The sequence below is a fragment of the Bacillus sp. 37MA genome, from assembly GCF_000372765.1.
Taxonomy (GTDB): domain Bacteria; phylum Bacillota; class Bacilli; order Bacillales; family Domibacillaceae; genus Domibacillus; species Domibacillus aminovorans.
Window position 1 is genome coordinate 727,572 of the sequence record NZ_KB889752.1, and the last position, 20,670, is coordinate 748,241.

General features: G+C 36.9%; 19 protein-coding genes. 11 read left to right on the forward strand and 8 right to left on the reverse strand.

Features of this window, described 5'->3' with window-relative positions:
- Positions 1-16: 16 nt before the first annotated feature.
- Complete coding sequence (gene glnA, locus A3M5_RS0103800) at positions 17-1,351, forward strand: type I glutamate--ammonia ligase (protein ID WP_026221576.1); 1,335 nt, start codon at positions 17-19, stop codon at positions 1,349-1,351.
- 118 nt (positions 1,352-1,469) lie between these two features.
- Here glnA and A3M5_RS0103805 read toward each other — a convergent pair whose 3' ends face one another.
- A complete protein-coding gene (locus A3M5_RS0103805) occupies positions 1,470-2,633 on the reverse strand; it encodes a tyrosine-type recombinase/integrase (RefSeq protein WP_018392435.1) in 1,164 nt (387 codons plus the stop codon).
- Positions 2,634-2,856: 223 nt separating this feature from the next.
- Complete coding sequence (locus tag A3M5_RS24240; protein WP_082193836.1) at positions 2,857-3,042, reverse strand: excalibur calcium-binding domain-containing protein; 186 nt, start codon at positions 3,040-3,042, stop codon at positions 2,857-2,859.
- Between the two features lie 233 nt (positions 3,043-3,275).
- Here A3M5_RS24240 and A3M5_RS0103810 point away from each other — a divergent pair, with 233 nt between their 5' ends.
- Both A3M5_RS0103810 and A3M5_RS0103815 read left to right on the forward strand, forming a co-directional pair.
- On the forward strand, positions 3,276-4,196 hold the full coding sequence (locus A3M5_RS0103810; protein ID WP_018392436.1) for a LysR family transcriptional regulator: 921 nt from the start codon (positions 3,276-3,278) through the stop codon (positions 4,194-4,196).
- 258 nt (positions 4,197-4,454) lie between these two features.
- Positions 4,455-5,459, forward strand: coding sequence for an SLAC1 anion channel family protein (locus A3M5_RS0103815; protein ID WP_018392437.1), 1,005 nt, complete (start codon positions 4,455-4,457; stop codon positions 5,457-5,459).
- Between the two features lie 102 nt (positions 5,460-5,561).
- Here the strand turns inward: A3M5_RS0103815 and A3M5_RS22120 are convergent, their stop codons facing one another.
- The gene (locus tag A3M5_RS22120; RefSeq protein WP_018392438.1) at positions 5,562-6,458 is read right to left on the reverse strand and encodes a site-specific integrase; all 897 of its coding nucleotides are present in this window, start codon (positions 6,456-6,458) and stop codon (positions 5,562-5,564) included.
- A gap of 380 nt (positions 6,459-6,838) precedes the next feature.
- Between A3M5_RS22120 and A3M5_RS0103825 the strand changes: the two genes are divergently transcribed.
- Positions 6,839-7,936, forward strand: coding sequence for a GerAB/ArcD/ProY family transporter (locus A3M5_RS0103825; RefSeq protein WP_018392439.1), 1,098 nt, complete (start codon positions 6,839-6,841; stop codon positions 7,934-7,936).
- A gap of 109 nt (positions 7,937-8,045) precedes the next feature.
- On the opposite strand, the gene A3M5_RS0103830 is transcribed toward A3M5_RS0103825, so the two are convergent.
- The 3 genes from A3M5_RS0103830 to A3M5_RS0103840 form a co-directional block, all read right to left on the reverse strand.
- Entirely contained in the window at positions 8,046-9,140 is a 1,095-nt protein-coding gene (locus A3M5_RS0103830) for a thermonuclease family protein (RefSeq protein WP_018392440.1), read from the reverse strand.
- 57 nt (positions 9,141-9,197) lie between these two features.
- Positions 9,198-9,647: a hypothetical protein gene (locus A3M5_RS0103835; protein WP_018392441.1), complete on the reverse strand. Its 450-nt coding sequence runs from the start codon at positions 9,645-9,647 to the stop codon at positions 9,198-9,200.
- A gap of 202 nt (positions 9,648-9,849) precedes the next feature.
- Positions 9,850-10,332 carry an ImmA/IrrE family metallo-endopeptidase gene (locus tag A3M5_RS0103840; protein WP_018392442.1) on the reverse strand — a complete coding sequence of 161 codons (483 nt, stop codon included), beginning with the start codon at positions 10,330-10,332 and terminating at the stop codon, positions 9,850-9,852.
- Between the two features lie 384 nt (positions 10,333-10,716).
- Between A3M5_RS0103840 and A3M5_RS0103845 the strand changes: the two genes are divergently transcribed.
- Both A3M5_RS0103845 and A3M5_RS0103850 read left to right on the forward strand, forming a co-directional pair.
- Entirely contained in the window at positions 10,717-11,343 is a 627-nt protein-coding gene (locus A3M5_RS0103845) for a cysteine hydrolase family protein (RefSeq protein WP_018392443.1), read from the forward strand.
- 628 nt (positions 11,344-11,971) lie between these two features.
- The gene (locus A3M5_RS0103850) at positions 11,972-12,202 is read left to right on the forward strand and encodes a hypothetical protein (protein ID WP_018392445.1); all 231 of its coding nucleotides are present in this window, start codon (positions 11,972-11,974) and stop codon (positions 12,200-12,202) included.
- A 464-nt stretch (positions 12,203-12,666) separates the two neighbouring features.
- Here A3M5_RS0103850 and A3M5_RS0103855 read toward each other — a convergent pair whose 3' ends face one another.
- Entirely contained in the window at positions 12,667-14,223 is a 1,557-nt protein-coding gene (locus tag A3M5_RS0103855; protein ID WP_018392446.1) for a zinc-ribbon domain-containing protein, read from the reverse strand.
- A gap of 983 nt (positions 14,224-15,206) precedes the next feature.
- Between A3M5_RS0103855 and A3M5_RS0103860 the strand changes: the two genes are divergently transcribed.
- From A3M5_RS0103860 to A3M5_RS0103880, 5 genes are all read left to right on the forward strand, one after another.
- On the forward strand, positions 15,207-15,689 hold the full coding sequence (locus A3M5_RS0103860; protein WP_018392447.1) for a DUF2975 domain-containing protein: 483 nt from the start codon (positions 15,207-15,209) through the stop codon (positions 15,687-15,689).
- Positions 15,690-15,700: 11 nt separating this feature from the next.
- On the forward strand, positions 15,701-15,916 hold the full coding sequence (locus A3M5_RS0103865; protein WP_017153334.1) for a helix-turn-helix domain-containing protein: 216 nt from the start codon (positions 15,701-15,703) through the stop codon (positions 15,914-15,916).
- Positions 15,917-15,964: 48 nt separating this feature from the next.
- Entirely contained in the window at positions 15,965-17,212 is a 1,248-nt protein-coding gene (locus A3M5_RS0103870; RefSeq protein WP_018392448.1) for a DUF4153 domain-containing protein, read from the forward strand.
- 770 nt (positions 17,213-17,982) lie between these two features.
- Positions 17,983-18,795, forward strand: a complete 813-nt coding sequence (locus tag A3M5_RS0103875; protein ID WP_018392449.1) for a DUF899 domain-containing protein — start codon at positions 17,983-17,985, stop codon at positions 18,793-18,795.
- A gap of 170 nt (positions 18,796-18,965) precedes the next feature.
- A complete protein-coding gene (locus A3M5_RS0103880; protein ID WP_018392450.1) occupies positions 18,966-19,694 on the forward strand; it encodes an MOSC domain-containing protein in 729 nt (242 codons plus the stop codon).
- 415 nt (positions 19,695-20,109) lie between these two features.
- On the opposite strand, the gene A3M5_RS0103885 is transcribed toward A3M5_RS0103880, so the two are convergent.
- Entirely contained in the window at positions 20,110-20,295 is a 186-nt protein-coding gene (locus A3M5_RS0103885) for a hypothetical protein (protein WP_018392451.1), read from the reverse strand.
- Positions 20,296-20,670 lie beyond the last annotated feature (375 nt).

Genomic DNA, 20,670 nt, shown 5'->3' on the forward strand with positions numbered 1-20,670 from the left:
GGAGGAGTGAATGAACATGAGCAAGTATACTCGCGAAGACATTAAACGATTGGCTGGAGAAGAAAACGTGAAATTTATCCGCCTTCAATTTACGGATATTCTAGGTACAATTAAAAACGTTGAAATTCCAGTGAGCCAACTTGATAAAGCACTCGACAATAAAATGATGTTTGACGGATCTTCCATTGAAGGTTTTGTCCGCATTGAAGAATCAGACATGAACCTTTATCCGGATCTTGACACATGGGTTGTATTCCCTTGGACAGCTGAAAAAGGAAAAGTGGCGCGTCTTATCTGTGATATTTATATGCCGGATGGCACACCATTCGCAGGAGACCCGCGTACAAACTTGAAGCGTGTGTTAAAAGAAATGGAAGAGCTTGGTTTCACAAATTTCAACCTTGGGCCTGAGCCTGAATTCTTCCTCTTCAAATTGGATCAAAATGGTGACCCGACACTTGAGCTAAATGATAACGGTGGTTACTTTGACCTTGCGCCGACCGATCTTGGTGAAAACTGCCGCCGCGACATCGTGCTTGAGCTTGAAGAGATGGGCTTTGAAATTGAAGCATCTCACCATGAAGTAGCACCTGGTCAGCATGAAATCGACTTTAAATATGCTGATGTTGTGACGGCATGTGATGAGATTCAAACGTTTAAATTGGTTGTTAAAACGATTGCCCGTAAACATGGTTTGCACGCAACGTTTATGCCAAAACCATTGTTCGGCGTAAACGGTTCTGGTATGCACTGTAACATGTCTTTATTTAAAGAAGGCCAAAATGCATTCTTCCAAGAAGATGGTCAACTTCAAATGAGTGAAACAGCATACCAATTCATCGCGGGTACACTTAAACATGCAGAAGCATTCACAGCAATTACAAACCCAACTGTTAACTCATACAAGCGTCTCGTACCTGGTTACGAAGCACCTTGCTACGTCGCATGGTCCGGCCAAAACCGCAGCCCATTAATCCGTATCCCGGCTTCACGCGGAATGAGCACACGCGTAGAAGTACGCAGCGTGGACCCGGCAGCGAATCCATACCTTGCTATGGCTGTTCTGTTGAAAGCCGGCCTTGATGGAATCAAAAACCAATTGACTCCGCCGCCAGCAGTAGACCGCAACATCTATGCAATGGATAAAGAAGAGCGCGAAGCAGAGGGCGTACGTGACCTTCCAGCAACACTTGCTGCGGCACTTGAAGCTCTTAAAAATAGCAGCACGATCAAAGATGCACTTGGCGAACACATCCTCGAGCATTTCATTGAAGCGAAAGAAATTGAATGGGATATGTTCCGTACACAAGTGCATCCTTGGGAACGTGAACAATACCTTACAACATTCTAATCAGCTAAACCCCTTGAGCCGTATGGCTTTAAGGGGTTTTTCTTTGTTTGAAATTGTGGGTGAATCAAATAAAAAAGGAGTTCTAAAAACGCGGCACCCACAAAACACCCACAAGACGTCATTTTTTATTAAATAGATGCTCTGAAAAGTCTTCATACTTTTGAAGGTTACCGGATTCGATCTTTTTCGATACGTGCGCATACACGTCAGCGGTTATGGCCATACTTCCATGACCGAGACGCTCTTGAACATATTTCATATCAGCGCCGGATTCCAGAAGTAGGACGGCGTGTGTGTGCCTCGTTGAATGGATCGGCAACTGAGGCAGGTTTGCTTTTCTTAAGATGCGTGCAAAGGCATTAAATAGCGTCGATTTCGGCAAGATATCGCCGTCATTGCGACAGAGGATAAGATTGAGATCATGACGGTATAAGTCTTTAAGAGCCAATTTGTTTTGATTTTGATATTTTAGATGAAATTGAAGCGCGTTGTTTAGGGATTGGCTCATCGTAATCACACGTGTGGATTTATATGTTTTCGTATCGACGAATTGCCCTTCGTTTTCGCCAGGATTAAAATCCAATGTCTTACTAATCGAAATGGTTTTTTCTTTAAAATTCACATCTGTCCATTGAAGAGAGGCTGCTTCTCCTTTCCGCATACCCGTTTCGATTAACACCATAAAAAATACCCAATACAGATAATTGTCAGCGTATGCGGTCTGCAAAAATAACGAGATATCGTCTGAATCAATAAATTTCAACTTCTTATCACGTTCTTTTCCTTTAATCGTTGCACCAGAACACGGATTTTTTTGAAGAATCTCGAGGACAATGGCTTTGTTCATGGAGTTATACATGGTGCCATGAATTAACTCAATGGTTCGTTTACTGTATTTTCGTTCAGTAAAAGTGTTCAAAAACTTCTGGTACATCATCGGCTTAATATCTTTCAACAGGACGTTTTGGAAGTAGGGCAAAATATGATTCCGGACGTTCCGTTCGTGGATAGCATACGTGTTTTTACGGACCGTATCTTTCTTGTGGTCGGAGAGCCAGAAGTTCAAATAATTTTTCAAAGTATACACTTTCTCATTTACTTCAAATCCTTCGATTAATCGCTTTTCTTCTGTAGCAGCGGCAATCTGAGCTTCAATGGGAGAGGTGAATCCCCGCTGTGATTTCTCCTTGTATGTATGAGTGATCGGATCTTTATAGCGAATACGATACTCATAATAGGCCTTTTTCTCGCCTTTCTTTTTATATTTGCGAATACTAGCCATTGAAATTCTCCTTTCAAATCTTCTTTACTTGAGCGTAATGTTAAAAAAGTACTTCTTCAAGACGGTTCAAAGTACAAAGTCACTCTCACGTTAATGTTCATTAAAGACAGTAAGGAGTGAAATGTACTTAAATGATCTTTGGAACATATGTTTCTATTCATTGTAAAAGAAAAAACCTGTCTCATAAAGGGACAGGTTGGGTGAGAATTGTTAAACTGGTGAATTACGACTCGCAAGCCCAATTATCTTTGTCACGGTCATGCTGTGATTCATAGGCAGGGTGATCGGAAGCGACGCCAGCTGGATAAACTTTTCTCAACTCTGTGCAGTTTTGAAATGATAAGGAATGATTTAATAATGAATTTAGTTGTAACCAAAGTACGATAATGAACGCTGAACATGAAGACACATTTCAATTTTTCGTTCGCTATGGTAGAAACCGGTAGAAAGTGGATCTTAAAGTGGAGTTATCCATAAGAAAGTAATGCTACCCATCCTTTATCTTTTGTGTTTTAATACCCTATAAAGCTTTTATATTATATGGAATTTTGAATTATTTTGGAATTATGTAATAAATCAATAGTTTTTTGCCTTTAAACATTAAAAACAATACCAATTATAATTAGAATGAGGTTGATCAGGATGGAATTCAGACAACTAGAATATTTTATGGCAATTTGTGAGGAGTTACACTTTACCCGGGCTGCTGAAAAACTAGGCATTACACAGCCTACACTTAGTCATCAAATTAAAGCATTGGAAGGCGAAGTAGGAATGCCTTTATTTGATCGGATAGGAAAGAAAATCGCCATTACTGAGGCAGGATTATTGTTGCAAGAGCAATGCACTAATATCTTTAGCAACTTAAAAAGTGCTTCAGAAAAAATTCGGGAGCTTCAGAAAATGAAAAGAGGGAAACTTGCGATTGGAGCGTTACCAGGAGAAATAAATCACCTTGTTTCATTACAATTACTGGATTTTCACTATAAGTATCCTGATATTCAAATAAAACTCGTGGGCGTAGATGATCTTTATGAACGTGTTTTAAAAAATGAGATCGATTTAGCAGTCACCATTATACCTATTCATGCCGATGAAAGAGTTACCACTATACCTTTATACCGTGAAGAATTCTTCTTAACTGTACCTGATACTCATCCTTTAGCCAGTAAGGAGGAGATTGATTTTGCAGAAATAAATAAGATACCTATTATTATGTTTCCACAAACCCATCAGTGTAGAATATTAGTTGATATTATATGTAACTCTATAGGATTTAAAATACAGCCCCATATAGAAACGAATACTTTTGAATCTATAATCAGCTTAGTACGGGCTGGGGCAGGAGCAACAATTTTATCCAAAACATTATTAGGTCTTAATGATACATCTAAATTAAAAGTGATTAAAATTGTAAATCCAACGATTTGCAGGCAGGTTGGTATTGTTATTCACAAAGATAAATATATTGGATTTGCAGCCCGGCATTTTATAGATTTGTTGACAGATCACGTCAAAAGCTTGAATTTAAAAGAACCAATAAATTGTGATGCAATTGGATGAAGGCTGAATTTTTGCAGAATATTCCTTTGTGAGATAAACAGGCTGTACAGGAATTACTGATTATCTCATAAGGGATTCATAAGCTAACATATAGTTTTATGATAGAAATTATCTATCATTATTATTGAAAACATAATATTGTTATATAAATCCCTCTCATCTATAATTCAGTCACATATTAGTGAACATCATTGGGCAACTATAAATTAATGATAAGATTGCTAGTATTAAATTTAGAATTATTAGGAGTGAGGAAAAATGGGTGCATATTCAAAAAACGATCATGTAATGAGTGATGAACTAACAGCCAGTAAACAAAGTACACTGCAATTCTTGCCTGTAAACTTATTTGGTTCTGTAATGGGGATATCGGGGCTCGCCCTAGCATGGAGATGGTCTCATGAACTATTCGGAACATATGCACTTATTGGTGAGTTAATTGGAGCCTTAGCTGTTATCATTTTTATCGTATTAAGCATTTCTTATATAACGAAACTTTTTAAGTATCCACAAAAAGTTATTGAAGAATTTAAGAATCCAATAATCGGCAATTTCTTTGGGACAATAACAATTGCAATCCTGCTACTTTCCTCAGTTATTGCACCCTATAGCAAAGCGCTTTCTGAAATAGTATGGGTTACTGGGACAATTCTTACCATAGTTTTAGCTTTTATCATTGTTCATCGCCTGATGAATCAAAAACAAGAAATCCTTCATGCTACACCTGCCTGGCTAATTCCAGGTGTAGGAACACTTGATATAGCTGTTGCAGGTGGCACAATGCCATTTTCTTGGAGCGAGGAAATAAATTTATTTGGCTTTGCAGTAGGAGGTATATTAGCGCTCGTGTTTTTCGTTTTAATTTTCTCACGCTTGATGCATCACGATCCTATGCCTGAAAAACTAACCCCTTCACTAATGATTTTAATTGCACCGTTTGGAGTAGGTTTCTTGGCATATACAAACATTATTAAAGACGTTGATATGTTTGCCTCAATATTATTTTATTTTGGATTATTTTTAGGAATTGTTTTTTTTGGAAAGGTATTTAAAAGACGACTGCCTTTCGATGCATCTTGGTGGGCAGTAAGCTTTCCAATGGCTGCTGTAGTTAATGCAGCGTTTAAATATGCAGCACATGTAAATACGTGGCCGCTAAAAGCAATCGCTGCTATTACTCTCCTTGTGCTCACTGTAGTACTAGCAGTTATATTTGTTCGTACTTTAATTTATCTTTTCAAAGGTGAACTTCTAAAAGCATAATCATCAGAAAAAGGAACAAAATATTGTTCTTTTTTCTGCTTAATTCACATATACAAAATAAAATTAAGGGATGTGAGATTCAATGAAACGCTCAAAATTACTCTATATGATATTAATGTTGTTGGCTGCTGCATTCCTAGGGTTTACATCATGCTTATAAATATCGTTTAACGTCAGTTTATTGTTGTTCTGCCATTTCTTATGATCCCACAGCTCATTCATGATTGACTGGCTCATCACAATTTCACGCTTTGAGTTATAGTTTTTTGTATCTCCGCATAAATCTTCTTCTGAATCAGCCTGGAAATCAAGCGACTTCGTGATGCTGATCCGGCTTTCTTTTAAATCGATGTCTGTCCATTGGAGTGCAGCAGCCTCACCTTTTCGCATACCACTTTCAATTAAAACCTTAAAGAAAATATAGTATATGTAATTGTACTTAAAGGCAGTCTGTAAGAAAGTAGGGACGTCTTCTGAGCGCATATAATTTAAACCGGTATCCTCTTTTGCATTTCGATTGGAGATCGTCGCGCCACGGCAAGGATTCTTTTTCAATTTGCCCAGAATAAGAGCTTTTTCCATGGCATTGTACATGGTCCCATGAATAATTTCGACTGTACGCTTGCTGTAATCTTGGTTGGTGAGATGGTTCAAAAACTTTTGGTACATGATCGGCTTCACTTCAACAAGGTTGATATTTTTGAAGTAGGGGAGAATATGATTCCTCACGTTCCGTTCATGCAGCTCATACGTATTTTTCCGGACTGTTTCTTTTTTATATTCAACAAGCCAATTTTTTAAATAAAAGGAAAGGCTCATATTTTCCTCGCTTGTTTCCGAGCCTTCAACAATTTGTCTTTCCATATCTGCAGCAGCAATCTGCGCCTCTTTTTTAGTGGAAAACCCGCCTTTGGACTTTACTTTATATTCTTGTGTAAAGGGATTTTTAAATGAGGCACGATACTCCCACTTATACCCACGTTTTCTGAATGCTGCCATGATCATTCTCCTTTCAAATCTTCTTTGTTTGAGCGTAATGTTAAAAAAGTACTTCTTCAAGATGGTCGTAGGTACATAATTGGTGCAGCTCTAATGTTAAGCGGGGAAGCTATTATAGAGAATGTACGTAAATCACGAAATAGAACAGGCGTTTGTTTAAAGTATAAAACAAAACCCCGTCTCATAAAAGGGAGGGGTTGGGTGAGAATTAATGTGCGTTTTTGTATAGAACAAAGTGACCTCCTCATTTTTATTTAAACAATCAATATGCATAGGACTGGAAGTACTCGGACAAAATGGATGAAAAAACAAAGAAAGGTAAGTTAATACGATGCTTTCATTTTGTACAACGTCGAAAAGGAAGGGAGAGTGATCACGTGATGGAAAAAGCGAAAATAAGTGGCTATCAGTTATTCACACTCATCCTTTTATTTGAATATGGAAGTATCCTGCTGATTCCGGTTACCCCTGAAGTGAAGCAGGACGCCTGGCTCGCGATACTCATTGCAATGGCCGGTGGTTTTTGCCTGTTTTTCATTTATTACAGCCTTTACTGCTACTATCCGGATCTTCCGCTGACGGAATATGTGCAAAGATTACTAGGATCCTTTTTAGGAAAAGTGCTCGCCTTCTTTTATGTTCTCTTTTTTGTGTATATAGCTGTAAGGATATTGCGCATTTTCGGGGAAATGCTGATCACCATTGCTTACCCAGATACACCTTTATTTATCATCAATGTCCTGTTCATTCTGGTGATCATTTATACGGTTTATAAAGGAATTGAAGTCATCTCCCGAACAAGTGAAGTGTTGTTTATCGCCATGTGCTTGCTTCTCTTGAGCGGCTTCCTTTTACTGATCATTTCAGGAATTATTCATCTCGAAAACGTAAAGCCGATACTGGAAAAAGGAATTTCTCCGGTGATCAAAAACGCTTTCACACACACGCTGTTCATCCCGTTTGGAGAAGTTATCGTCTTTGCGATGATTTTCCCTTATGTCAAAGAACGTGAAAAAGTGAAACGCACTGGATTATGGGCCATGGGCACGAGTGGTCTCCTATTGGCGCTTTTCGCAGCGATTAACATAAGTGTTCTTGGTGTTGATCTTACTTCCCGTGCATACTTTCCTCTTCTCGCTTCGATCCAGTCGATTGAAGTAGCTGGATTTTTGGAGCGTTTGGATATTTATTTTATCCTTTTTGCGATGATCGGCAGTTTTTTTAAAATAAGTATTTATTTCTATGCGGCGGTGATGGGAGCGTCTCATTTATTTCATGTGAAGCACCCTTCCCGTCTTGCTTATCCGATGGGCATTGTCATTTTACTTTTATCTATGGCCAGTGGAAGTAGTATTATGGAACATATTCAAGAAGTGGTAAAGATTATACCGCTGTATGTTCTTCTTCCTTTCCAAGTCATCATCCCTGTTCTTCTCCTCATCATTGCTTTTTTCAAAAACAGAAAGAAAGCAGTCTAGAAAGAATAAGATAACTTTTAAGGAGAGATCCATTTTAGTTACAACATCCCCGCCAGCTGCTGTTACTCTTTTTGGTTAGCACAAAAGCAGGCGGGGGAAGTATTATATATTAGTTCTCACAAGCCCAATTATCTTTATCACGATCATGCTTTGATTCGTAAGCAGGGTGATCGGAAGCGACGCCAGCAGGGTACACTTTTCTCAACTCTGTGCAGTTCTGATAGGACTCATATTGAGCAACCGGTTCTGGGTCGGGAGCAGGTTGTGGTTCAGCAACAGGAATTGGCTCGGGTTCTTCTTGAACTGGAGCAGGTATCGTCTCTGGTTCTTTATTTGATTCAGAATTATAACCATCGTCCGTCGCGTAATTTTCAATAGACCATATCCCGATTGCTTTACTCTTTGCATCAGCCTGTATTTTTTCAAATTCGTCAAGGTACTGCGTATTCGGTGGATATACAGCTACACGAGCTAATCCTTTTTCTAACAGCATCTTATTAAACATCTTTTCTCCGACATACACGTAGGCAAGCAGACGACCATAACGATCTCGTTCTTCGATGCCCGGTTCAATCTTTACTTCTACACCCGACAGTTGTTCAGTCGTAAAGGCAGATGCTTCTGGGCCGAATGGTTGCACGCCTTTTTGCGGATGCTTTGTTTCCGGCGTATCGACAAGAATCAGTCGAACGGTTTCTTCTTTGCCATCTATAGTCACTTTTAGCATATCGCCATCTACGACTCTATTGACCGTAACGGCAATTAACCCGTCAGGAAGGGAACTGGCTGCTTGTTCCTTATTAACAACTGCTGTAGTTGCCGGAGCAGCGACTTCTTTTGCGACCTGTTCTTCTTGCTGCAGCGTATCTTCTAATTCTTTTTCTTTAGCAGCTAATTCTTTTTCACGTTCTTCAAGAGCTTTCTCTTTTTCATCTAACTCTTCTTGCTTTTTCTGCTGTTCTTGAGTGACTTCATTTACATTTTTAGAATCAGAAAAAGAAGGTAAAATAAGAAGGAGAAAGATCCCCGCCGCGACAACCCATCCAGGCTTTGAAACCTTATTTCGTCCATGTCTTTTATTCCGCAATTCATAAATACCATAAGCAAGAACAGCCAGACCTATTAAGGTTAATGGAGCATTTATAATAAGACTAAGAAAAAATAATGCAACCAAGGCAATAAGGCCCCACTTGATAAATTTCATATTGTTTTCCTCCTTTAATTAAGTTTGGTTAAGAATATTAGTTGTGGGAAAGTTCACTCACTTCACAACTTCACCCTCAATCAATTTTGCTTCAACAAGTGGAAGAAGCCTTTCCGGATCTATACCTTTGTAGATTCCGTACACTTTTATATTAGAATTCAATTTAAACTTTTCATCAGTTTCATTCTCTACCCAATAGGCAATAGCATCTTCATCTTTTGCTAATGTGAAAGTAGTGCCAGCTGTAACAGCATTGTCATCACTTAATTCATCAGCATGTGTAACATCGCCATCAATAACAACTTCAGTTCCTTCCTCGATTCCTTCTTCAACCATTGTTTTATAATTTAGTACTTGAGCATCCTTTTTAAGCTGTTCTTCGGAAGACAATACAGCTTCTTGTGATGAAGAGTTACTTCCATTAGTAAAGTCTTCATCACTATTACAACCACCTAAAATCAATCCCACAGACAATAAAGCAACTCCTAAAACCCAGATTTTTTTCATTTTTGTAACCTACTCTCAATTTATTGATTCATATTTATTGCGTAAATAGTACCGGTGTGTGATTAAAATAAAAAACGCCATAGCGTGCTGATAATGCCTGATAAGTCATTCTATCTATCTTCCTATAAAAAAAGGCTGATTTCCACACTTTTCCTTCGACACAATGCGACAAAAAGTAAGTGAGAAATAGAAACCTTTTCTTTTATCCGTAATACACCATAGAGGGTTGAATCAGCCAACGTTCAAGCCGTTCTTCGGCAAAATCATATTCAACACCGAATGTTTGAGCAATAATTTCTATAGCTGCTTGCTTATGATCTGTTAAGTCAAGTTTTTCGAGCAAAAAAGTCGGAATACAAAAATACAGGGCAAAGCTATTCGCCTGCCATTCCTGCATCCTTAAAAAGAAGGGAGTAAGTGTATAGTGATTCCCTGCATGGCGCAGCAGATGACAGAGCTCATGAGCAAATTCCTGCCATTGCACAGCAGGGGAGAGATTTTGATTCAGCATGATAAATGAAAATTGTTCATGCTCTATGCACTTGCTGGCGCCATTTACATAATCAACGACAATACCAAGCTTTTCGGAAATTTGTTCAGGGTTTAGTTGTCGAGGATGGTGGATTCCAATGTTCATGTAGAGATTTTCGATAAAATCTTCTAAATGTGTTTTCGTATAGACCAAAGTGACCGCCTCTTTTCCAAATTAACAGATATAGGAATGTATGTTTGGTATAATTATACAGCAAAAGCTTATCTAAGGAAAGGGAGAGTTTAGAAAATTATCATATTATCAACTGAAAATGGCTCTGTTAGTGAATAGTGTTAATTTCCTTATTGAACTAACGGGGCAGGTTGAACAAGTAAGGTGAAATACAGCTCTTTTTTATGTTTATTGGAAGGAAATCATACAAAAAAAGAAATGGGGTTTCTATGCAATAGTTGTATTTGTTTATCCGTACTTTATTGTCACTCATTAAATTCAAAATTTCATTTTCCTAAGGAATTTTTAATCAAAGTAGTTCATATAATCGATAAGTCAAAACATAAAAAAGGTGGGAACAATTCTATGTTTAAACCAAACCCAGCGAATACTGCAATAGTTATTACTGACCCTCAAAATGACTTTTTGTCTCCAGGCGGAAGAGGATATCATTTGACAAAGGCTAACATTAAACAGAATAATACTTTAGCCAACTTGGAACTACTATTAAGCACTGCCCGTAGTAAAGGTTATCAGCTCTTTGTTTCCCCGCACTTTTTATATCCACATGACTATGATTGGCAGTTTACAGGGAACGAACAAGAGATGTTGATTAGTTTGCGTGTTTATCAGAAATTAAATCAATTTAGTCCTCCAACTCCGGAAGCCGATTATGTTCCAACTTTAGCTCCGTATATCTGGGACAAAACATCCGTCATTGCAACACCGCACAAGGTGGCCAGTCCTCAGACAAATGATTTGGTCTATCAACTAAGGCAACGCAGAAAAGAACAAGTAATTTTGGCTGGGGTATTATCAAACGTATGTGTTGAATCGCATATGAGAGATTTAATCGAAAATGGCTTCAAGACAGCTGTTGTTTACGATGCAACTGCCACGATTAGTGAAAACGATTTTCATGCTGCTGTTACGAACTACCGAGCTTTCAGTAGTGCTACATGGACAACACGTGAAGCCATTTCAAATATGTAATGATACTCTTAAAAAGGCATACTAAAGAAGAGATTATTCTTTGATTAATTGTAATGTTGCAGCCGTTAGGTGCTTTCATTAACGATATCCAATAAGTCCATTCTTATAAAATTTAGATTCAAGTACAGTGTGTTTCATTAGATAGATTTCCACCATATCCATTGCTAGTTCCTGAATCTCTCCCATCATCTTGTAGCACTTTTTCAAATATCTAACCGATCTTGATACAGACCTACTTTTCGATAATTGCTTCCAACTTAAACATCACAGCAGTTCTGGGTGATTTAAGCTCATGCGATATGATAGCAACAAATTCACTTTTATTCATACTTCTTTATTAGCTAGTTCAATATCACCAATAACTTTGATTTTGTAAAGGTACGGAAAAAGATAAGTTCGTGTAAACGACCTTTCTGCAGTTTTTTATTATGAATATTTACGATTTGTGAGTTTGTGAAGAATTGTACTTAAATTAACGGGTGCTTTTGTTGAAAATGGGAGTTGCTGCGGCAGCTCTTTTCTTATGTAGCAAACGGGGCCGGATTGTTCAACAAGGAAGTTAAAGAATAAGCATTGAAGTATACTTACATACAATAATTATAGGAGATGAAATAAAGGAGGAAAATCAATGGATTTTTATTGGATTGGTCTTATTTTTTGGTTTTTAATTGGAGCTTCGGTTCTTTTATTTATATGGGGGTATATGGAAAAATATTGGGAAGCATTTTTATTTAGTGGAATCGCACTAATACTACCATCACTATATTTCTCTGGTGTAGAAAATTGGTTTAGATTACTTGTCTTGCTTCCTTCGATTTCTTTTTTTCTTGCTTTTCACACAAGAAAAAGAGCTATGTAATTATCAGGTTCTTGTTGCACTAACGAGTGCGTTAGTTCAACAACAGAGACAAAAAAGGCCGATTTTTTCGGTCTTTTTTCTTTAGTTAAAATCAGCACTGAATTTTAACAGAGCCTACAAAAAGAAGTAATTTTAAAACTGTGAAAATTGAGTTTTTAAAAGAAGAAACGGAGAGCATTAAAGAGAGAGTCAGAGCAGTAAAAGAGCAGCTGCTCAAGCGTAATCAATAAGTAAGAGCCGTATCAGTCAGTATACTGGTACGGCTTTTTATCTGTTTGGTAAGAGAGAGAATAAACAAAATTTCTAAAATTGATTCTTAAACTTTAAACTTTCTCGGTAGAGAAGACTTCAATTGGCTTCCAAGTAAACAGTAATTGGCTGAGAGCCGGATTATATAGATCATTAAAAACCGCAAAACCATCAAAATAGGATGGTTTTGCGATCTTCGTGCTAACATATAATATTTAATTATTTGCAGTTCTGCATTTACGACATGATATAGCTCCAAGACGGAATACGTTAGAAGCAATGCTATCCCATGCCGTTTGATGTTCTTTACAGTAAAAGAAAATACGTCCACTATGACCATAGGAAATCTTATCAGGTGTGATGGTATTCTTTTTAAAATCCCAATATTTTTCAACTAATTCACTATGTGTATTAGCGACACTTTTTTCAAACGAAACTCTTCGACGTGCAGCAGACTTTTTTTTCGATTCACATGCCTTACAACCGCTTGAATTATTACCAAAAACACTAAATGCTACTGCTTGCCAAGATTTATGGTGTTCTTTGCAATACAAATCAAGCTTGAAGTGTGAACCTGCTGTAATCTCTTCGGGTTTTACTCTATTCTTTTCAAAGTCCCAATATTGCTCGACTATTTTAGGATGGGTAAAGGCTACACTATCTTTAAAATCCACTTTGCTTCTTCGGGTACTCGCACTTTTGTTCGCTTCACATTTTGTACATCCAATATAGTTACCGTTAAAAATGTTATAAGCATAGGCTTGCCAACTTTGCTTGTGTGTTTTGCAATGAAAGAATAACCTTACCTTACTTCCTGAAGAAACATGTTCAGGCTTAATCAGATTCTTTTCAAAATCCCAATAGGTTTCCACTATTTCTTTGTGCGAATACAGAACACTGTTGCTGATTTCACTTTTATAATACTGGCTTTGGATTGCAATGAAGTCTGCAAATGTGTTTACCTTTACTTCATTAAGTTTCTCAGTGTTTGAGGTATCTTTTTCTGCCAGATAAGTTAATAAGGTTTTTATTACTTCATCCAGCGAAGAAAGACTATTAGGATTATTTCTAATGAAACAAATTGATTGCTCTAAAGGTGGTAGTTTCTCTCTAATACGAATGGTTGTCAATCCTGCGCTAAATAATTGTCTATTTTTATATATGTCATATGTCTCTTTAGTTTTTCCAGAGTGGAAATAGTGACCATCGTATTCAATTACAACGCTTAACGATGGTATAAAAAGGTCTGCTTCGAAAGATTTATTGTCAATTTTTAAAATATGTCGATGTTGAATGTCTGAATAGACTTTGGAAAGGTAATATAAAATAGCTTGTTCTGGAAGTGAGGTGCCTTTACTATTGCACCTTTTACAACCTGTATTTCTGACATGGCGTAGCCAAACAGTCGTTTCCCATTCATAATTACATCTATGACACTTCCACCATACTTTTCTTTGGCTTCCTGTACTAATTTCTTCCGGAACAAGTGTCCCGTTTTTATTTGGGTGCCACTGGGCTGACAAGTAAGGATTATTTATCGAAAGTCTATTACAATCACATAGTCTAGGTTTACTCCCTTTTACTCTAGATTGAACAATCATTGGATAAATAAATCCACAATCTTCACAAATCCAGTACACTTTTTTATTGCTATTGATCGTTAACTTATCAGCTGTAATATTTTTATTTATTTCTGTTGATGCAAGCCATTTTGCAACGTCTGGACGTTTGATGGATAAACGATTCTCATCCGTCAATTTGTTACTCCCCATTTAATCTCACTCCTTTATAACTTGTTAATTGTAGCAAAAAAAACATCGTGATTTATTGGTACTTACTGTAAATATAGGATTTGGATGGTGAGAATTTAGATAGGGAATTATGATTTGTATGTGGGGAAGTGGCAATTGTTAATAAGTCTTGGTCACATTAAATGAATGTTATACGTAAAATGGAAGAGTATTGAGATGTGATGATTTAGTACAATTACAATAATAATTCTATAAGTAAAATTGCCTTTCCAACACGCTGAATCATAGATGTGTTTTTTCCTTTGTAAGAGAGAGATTTTTCATATTGAATAGCTTTGCTAAGATGCCTCTCATACCTCGAAGAATCAAGTCTAAGTCATCAGACTATTAAGATAATAAAGGATACAAAGTTTTGAATGTTTAGGTAAGGGGGATTGTATCATAGCGGATCAAAAGTTCACTACCGCATTTCCTCCAGCAAAGCTGTTCTGGTACGAGGACCAATCGATTCAGAAGTTAATGTTAGTTGAAAAAATAGAATTAGATGTGTAGGAAGAGGAATTAATAAGAATTGAATTGTCTCCAGGCGATGTAAAAAATGAGATTTTAAAAGAAGAAACGGAAAGTATAAAGAGACAATAAAAGCGATCAAAGAACAGCTGCTCAATAAAGATTAATAAGTAAAAGCCGTATCAGTATACTGACTGATACGGCTTTTCCACTATGTAAATAAGTGTTTTAGGAGAGTTTCGAAACTTTGGATTAAGGCTCTGTTAGCGAATAGTGTTAATTTCCTTATTGAACTAACGGGCAGGTTAGCTGTACAAGTTATAAATTTAATGGTTTAAAGTTATAGAGCATTTCTTTGAATGAGGAATGCTTTTTATTTTTGCTTAAAACAAAAACTTACAATAAAAATGTTATTTAAATTAATAAAAATTTATTGTAAAACGATAAAATGTATATTAAAATAAAAATCAGAAAAAATAAGTGAGGTGCTTTTTATGGAAAAAGTAACAACGTTGTTTTTAAAAATAGCTGTTATTCTTTTAGGAGTCCCAGTTCTTGCTCTGTGCATCTTTTTGGTGCCTGAGATGGCGAATCTTGCAGCAAAATTGCTTCCAGAGTTTGCTTTTATAAAATATCTCGTTTTCATCGCTTTTGATGCATCGGCGATACCTTTTTACTTTGCTTTGTATCAGGCTTTCAAGCTCTTACGCTATATTGACAAAAATAAAGCTTTCTCCGATTTATCTGTAAAAGCTTTAAAGAAAATCAAATACTGTGCCATCACAATCAGTATTTTGCATGTGCTAGTTTGGCCGCTCTTCTATATCTTTGCGGAAGTAGACGACGCACCAGGAGTTATCTTTGTCGGATTGGTTGTTCCTTTTGCTTCGATGGTTATCGCAGTCTTTGCGGCTGTTCTCCAAAAACTTTTACAAGAAGCAATTAATATCAAATCAGAAAATGATTTAACGGTCTGAGGTGAATAACAATGGCAATTATAATCAATATTGATGTGATGTTAGCAAAAAGGAAAATGAGCGTAACAGAACTTTCGGAGAAGGTTGGAATAACAATGGCGAACCTTTCTATATTGAAAAATGGAAAGGCAAAAGCGATTCGATTATCCACTTTAGAGGCAATTTGTAAGGCTTTAGAATGTCAGCCTGGAGATATTTTAGAATACAAAAGTGACGAAGACAGTTAAACATTGTGGATGAAACTTAATATAACAATTATTAGGGGAGGTATAACTATGGACATTAACAATTTGATTATTGAAAATATTGCTAACCCTCATGAGCTGGAGAGAATGTATAGAAAAGACCCGAAAGCTTTTAAAAAGTCATTCTCACACGCATGGGAACAAAATCCTGATTCTCAGGTTCTTGATGTTTGGTATGAAAGATTACATTTCAAGGAGACGGCAAATACAGAAAAATCTTCCTTGCTTCAAAAAGGTTTCTTATTCATGGGCATTTTAGCTATTCTGGCCGGGATAAGCACCAGGATCATTTTCCATTTTGTCGAACAGGAAGCAATTGCTCCAATTAACCTGGCTTTTGGTATAATTCCCTTTATTGCTGCCTATTTTGTTTACAATAATACTCCGAAAAAAAGTGTTATTTATTCCCTTGCAGCGTTGTTCCTAATTTCCGGGTTTTATCTTAATATGCTGCCATTAAATTATAAGGACAGTATTATCCTTGCTTATTTACACCTTCCCATATTCTTATGGGTATTGGTAGGGCTTGCATTTACAGGAAATGAATATTCAAAAGGCAGTACAAGATTAGCCTATATTAAATTTAATTTGGAATATTGTATTCTCTACGCCAGCATGGCAGTTAGCGGAATGGTACTAGCAGCATTAACCATGCAGTTATTTAGCTTTGTTGGCTTGGATATAGAAGACTTCTATTTTAGTAATGTCGTTTTATTTGGTGCTGCCGCTCTCGCTATTGTGGCTGCATATCTGGTATCAATAAATCTTAAACTTGCTAAGAATATTACACCATATATAGCTAAAATTTTTAGTCCTCTTGTCCTGGTCACATTGTTGGTCTATCTTATAACGGTTATATGGGTCGGAAAAAATCCATTCTTGGACCGCAATTTCCTGATAGCCTTCAACGGAATACTCCTTGGTGTATTGGCCGTTACCATATTTTCCATTATCGAGAGCGACTCAGACGAGAAAAAGAACATTTCAGATTATATAAATTTTGCCTTAATTGTTCTTGCGCTTATCATTGACAGTGTGGCTTTGTTAGCCATCGTGTTCAGACTTTCTTCTTATGGGATTACGCCTAATAGACTTGCTGTTTTAGGAGTAAACATACTTATCTGGGCAAATCTAATTTGGATTATGCTCTCCTATATGCGTTTTCTACAAAACAAATCCGGACCTTCAACTATCCAAGATGCCGTTACTAAGTATTTGCCGGTCTACGGACTTTGGGCAGCTTTCGTTACATTTACTTTTCCTATAATTTTTAATTAGAAAGGCTCTGTTAATGTAACGAAAAGCTAATCTTCTATAACGTATAAAATCCTTAGAGCCGATATTATGCAGCTTTTTATACAGAATTGCATATTTTTGGCTTATTTTCATTACTAAAGTTAAAAAGAGGGTATTCAAACTAGAAGACATAATATATTGTTGCAACTGGATTCTTTAAAATATGTCCAGTATCATGTGCCCAACGAAAAAGGACTTCATGAAACGTATTTGATAAGCTAAACTTGCAGGTTTTAAGTTTGAGTTTGATTTAGATTAAATGTGAAAAGATGTACTTACACTAACGGGTGCGTTAGTTCAACAACAGAGACAAAAAAGGCCGATTTTTCTCGGTCTTTTTTCTTTGGTTAAAATCAGTACTGGATTTTAACAGAGCCTACAAAAAGAAGTATTTTTTAGAACTAGGAAAAGGGAGTTAAGAGAAGATATGAAGATTGAGTTTTTAAAAGAGGAAATGGAAAGTATTAAAGAGAGCCAGTGCAATAAAAGAGCGACAACTTAAACGAGTCGAATGAAGAAAAGTCGTATCAGTCATTATGCTCATACGGTTTTACTTCTTTTGGGCGGAGCTTTGAAACTTTAGATTAAGGATCTGTAAAGAATAGTGTTAATTTCCTTATTGAACTAACGGGGCAGTTAATTGAATATAAGTGATGGCAAAGAAATAAAGGAAATGTTTTTAGCAATCGAGAAGAAATCCATAGCCATCGTGTGTGATAAGCTTAAGAAAACAAAAGAAGGGAGAAGACTATATGAAAAAAACGCAAAATCATCTGCAACTACCAAATGTCGTGTCACGAGACGAATGGCTTGTTGCTCGTAAGGAACTGCTGGCCAAAGAGAAGGAATTCACTAGGGCACGGGATGCGCTGAATGCCGAGCGCCGTCGACTCCCAATGGTAGAGATTAATAAGGACTATGTCTTAGATGGTCCGCATGGTAAGACCAGTCTGCTTGATCTGTTTGAAGGACGTCCTCAACTTATCGTGCATCACTTCATGTTCGATCCTGATTGGGAAGCAGGTTGTCCGGCTTGCTCGCTCGCTGCGGATAACATCGGCCATCTCGCCCACCTGCATGCACGAAACACGTCACTGGCTCTGATATCCCGTGCTCCACTTCCCAAGCTCCAACGCTACAAGGAACGCATGGGTTGGAACATTCCTTGGTACTCGTCCTTCGGTAGCGACTTTAACTATGACTTTCATGTTACGCTAGACGAATCCGTCGCTCCGATCGAATACAACTACTTGACCAAGGACGAGCTTGTTCAGAAGGGCGTACCCCTTGATTCCGGACAGTCAATGGAAGTGCCTGGCGTGAGTACCTTTCTTCGCGATGGTGAAAGAATTTTTCACACGTATACGACTTACGCCCGTGGAACTGACCTATTAATTGGCACCTTCAACTACCTCGATTTAACAGCTCTTGGCAGGCAGGAGGACTGGGAACAGCCACCTGGACGCAGTGACGGCAACGGCAAGACATGGCTTCGTCGCCATGACGAATATGAACACTCTTTTGAATCGGATTCTTGTTGCCATTCAAAAAAGAGCGATTTGTAATCAATGTAGTTCATCTATATATAAATATTAGTTAACAGATGTTTAAGAAACGGGTGCTTTTCTTGAATAAGAAGGCGTCTTTTTGTATTGGACATTTTGTGGAGTAAAAGCAATTTCACTTATTTTCTTGTTATAATTTTAATAGGGAAAATTAGTTAAGGAGTGATGAAATGTTAATCGGACATATCAAGGAAATTGTTCGCCATCCTGTAAAATCTTTTCATGGCGAGAGTGTAAATCAAACTAAAATAATGGAATATGGATTGTATGGGGATCGCAGTCATGCTTTTTTAGATGATACAAGACAAGGAAAGTTTTTAACCATTACACAATTTCCAGAAATGGTTCGATATAAAGCAAGATTTGTAGGAGAAGAGTTAATAGAGAAATATCCTAAAGTTGAAATTATGACACCTGAAGGTAAAATATTCAATTGGGGGGATGAAGAACTAACGAAAGAAGTAGAAACTAAATCAGAACGAAAAATCTCTCCAATTATATATACCCCTTCGCATGTACCTTTAGGGGCCATTGAGGAAGAAAATATTCAACTAGTAACCGATGCCTCATTAGATAAATTAAAAGAAATATGGGGAAAGGCAGAGGTTGATCATAGACGTTTTCGTCCTAATTTACTGATAACATTAAGAGAAAAAATTCCATTTGTTGAGGAAAAGTGGTTTGGCAAACGAATGAAAATAGGAAAAGAAGTAGAAATTCAATTAAAAAGACATTGTGAAAGGTGCATGATTATTACTGTTGATCCTGATAATGCAAAGCGAGATTCGACTTTGCTCAAAACGGTTGTAAAGGAAAGAAATAATCATTTTGGAGTTTATGCTTCGGTGATAAAAACAGGTGAAGTTCAAGTGGGTGATGAAGTCCTTTTAATTGAATGAATTTATAAAATCAACTCCAGTAAAAATTAAACTCTATTAATTTAACGAATTCTTCAACACGGGGTTTTAAATGAAGGTTACTTTAGATTTTATTACTACCTTTAAATAATCATATTCCACAATCGGGCGCGATTATGCAATAACACTTAGATTTAAATAACTTGATTGTTAGCACTTTTTAGTGCAGTGAAGTATTTTACATTAAAAGTTAAATACACATAACCCCGTTTTGGTAAGAACGGGGTTATGTGTATTTGGATTAATCATCAAAAATGGTGGTCTCTTTAAAGACGTGTAGTCAAAGTGAAATAATTGATTTTATAATATTTTTTACACTTTACTCTTGATAAGACCCGAAATTTAATAAGAATAAGTATCTATGTGAGATCAAAACAAAAAACACGCCGTAGCGTGTTTATTTATTCAAACCACGTTTTTTAATAACTTCCCAAATCTGCCGTATTTCCTCCAGCTGATCCTCGGGCGCTTCTTTCATTTCTTTTTCATACTTAGATATATCGGTTTTAACATTAGTACTTTCTTTGCCTGTTATCAAATAATCTGTAGTTACATCGTATAATTCAGCAATTTTAGCTATCATATCTTTGTCCGGGTCACGGAACCCATATTCCCAGTTGGCATAGATAGAAACTTAAGACTCGATTCCACTAGGAAACTTTTCGCCTCTTTATATCTTCCCCAATTATTTGCAACAGAACCCTCTCACTTATCTTTATGGTTGTCAGTACTATTGAACTTAATCCCCTTTTAAATTGGACTGAAAAAATGAATAAACCTCTCCCTTATAGTGAAGTAGAGGTGCGATATTTATTAGTCCCTGAAGAATGCTTTGATCCTTGGGAGCAATGGGCTTACTTTTACGAACGTCTGGAAGACATCATTATTCCGATTAATAAGAGACTCCTCGACTTCTTAAGAATAGAAGAGCTGGAATACTCATTTGGCCAAAGTGCTT

What these genes read in the sequence shown, in the direction of transcription:
- A3M5_RS0103825 (WP_018392439.1), top strand. Translation starts at nt 6,839, where the DNA reads ATGGAAAAAGCGAAAATAAGTGGCTATCAGTTATTCACACTCATCCTT.
- A3M5_RS0103885 (WP_018392451.1), bottom strand. Translation starts at nt 20,295, where the DNA reads ATGATAGCTAAAATTGCTGAATTATACGATGTAACTACAGATTATTTG.
- A3M5_RS0103815 (WP_018392437.1), top strand. Translation starts at nt 4,455, where the DNA reads ATGGGTGCATATTCAAAAAACGATCATGTAATGAGTGATGAACTAACA.
- A3M5_RS0103880 (WP_018392450.1), top strand. Translation starts at nt 18,966, where the DNA reads ATGTTAATCGGACATATCAAGGAAATTGTTCGCCATCCTGTAAAATCT.
- A3M5_RS0103850 (WP_018392445.1), top strand. Translation starts at nt 11,972, where the DNA reads ATGGATTTTTATTGGATTGGTCTTATTTTTTGGTTTTTAATTGGAGCT.
- A3M5_RS0103830 (WP_018392440.1), bottom strand. Translation starts at nt 9,140, where the DNA reads ATGAAATTTATCAAGTGGGGCCTTATTGCCTTGGTTGCATTATTTTTT.
- A3M5_RS0103875 (WP_018392449.1), top strand. Translation starts at nt 17,983, where the DNA reads ATGAAAAAAACGCAAAATCATCTGCAACTACCAAATGTCGTGTCACGA.
- A3M5_RS0103860 (WP_018392447.1), top strand. Translation starts at nt 15,207, where the DNA reads ATGGAAAAAGTAACAACGTTGTTTTTAAAAATAGCTGTTATTCTTTTA.
- A3M5_RS0103835 (WP_018392441.1), bottom strand. Translation starts at nt 9,647, where the DNA reads ATGAAAAAAATCTGGGTTTTAGGAGTTGCTTTATTGTCTGTGGGATTG.
- A3M5_RS0103855 (WP_018392446.1), bottom strand. Translation starts at nt 14,223, where the DNA reads ATGGGGAGTAACAAATTGACGGATGAGAATCGTTTATCCATCAAACGT.
- A3M5_RS0103870 (WP_018392448.1), top strand. Translation starts at nt 15,965, where the DNA reads ATGGACATTAACAATTTGATTATTGAAAATATTGCTAACCCTCATGAG.
- A3M5_RS22120 (WP_018392438.1), bottom strand. Translation starts at nt 6,458, where the DNA reads ATGGCAGCATTCAGAAAACGTGGGTATAAGTGGGAGTATCGTGCCTCA.
- A3M5_RS0103845 (WP_018392443.1), top strand. Translation starts at nt 10,717, where the DNA reads ATGTTTAAACCAAACCCAGCGAATACTGCAATAGTTATTACTGACCCT.
- A3M5_RS0103805 (WP_018392435.1), bottom strand. Translation starts at nt 2,633, where the DNA reads ATGGCTAGTATTCGCAAATATAAAAAGAAAGGCGAGAAAAAGGCCTAT.
- A3M5_RS0103810 (WP_018392436.1), top strand. Translation starts at nt 3,276, where the DNA reads ATGGAATTCAGACAACTAGAATATTTTATGGCAATTTGTGAGGAGTTA.
- A3M5_RS0103865 (WP_017153334.1), top strand. Translation starts at nt 15,701, where the DNA reads ATGGCAATTATAATCAATATTGATGTGATGTTAGCAAAAAGGAAAATG.
- glnA (WP_026221576.1), top strand. Translation starts at nt 17, where the DNA reads ATGAGCAAGTATACTCGCGAAGACATTAAACGATTGGCTGGAGAAGAA.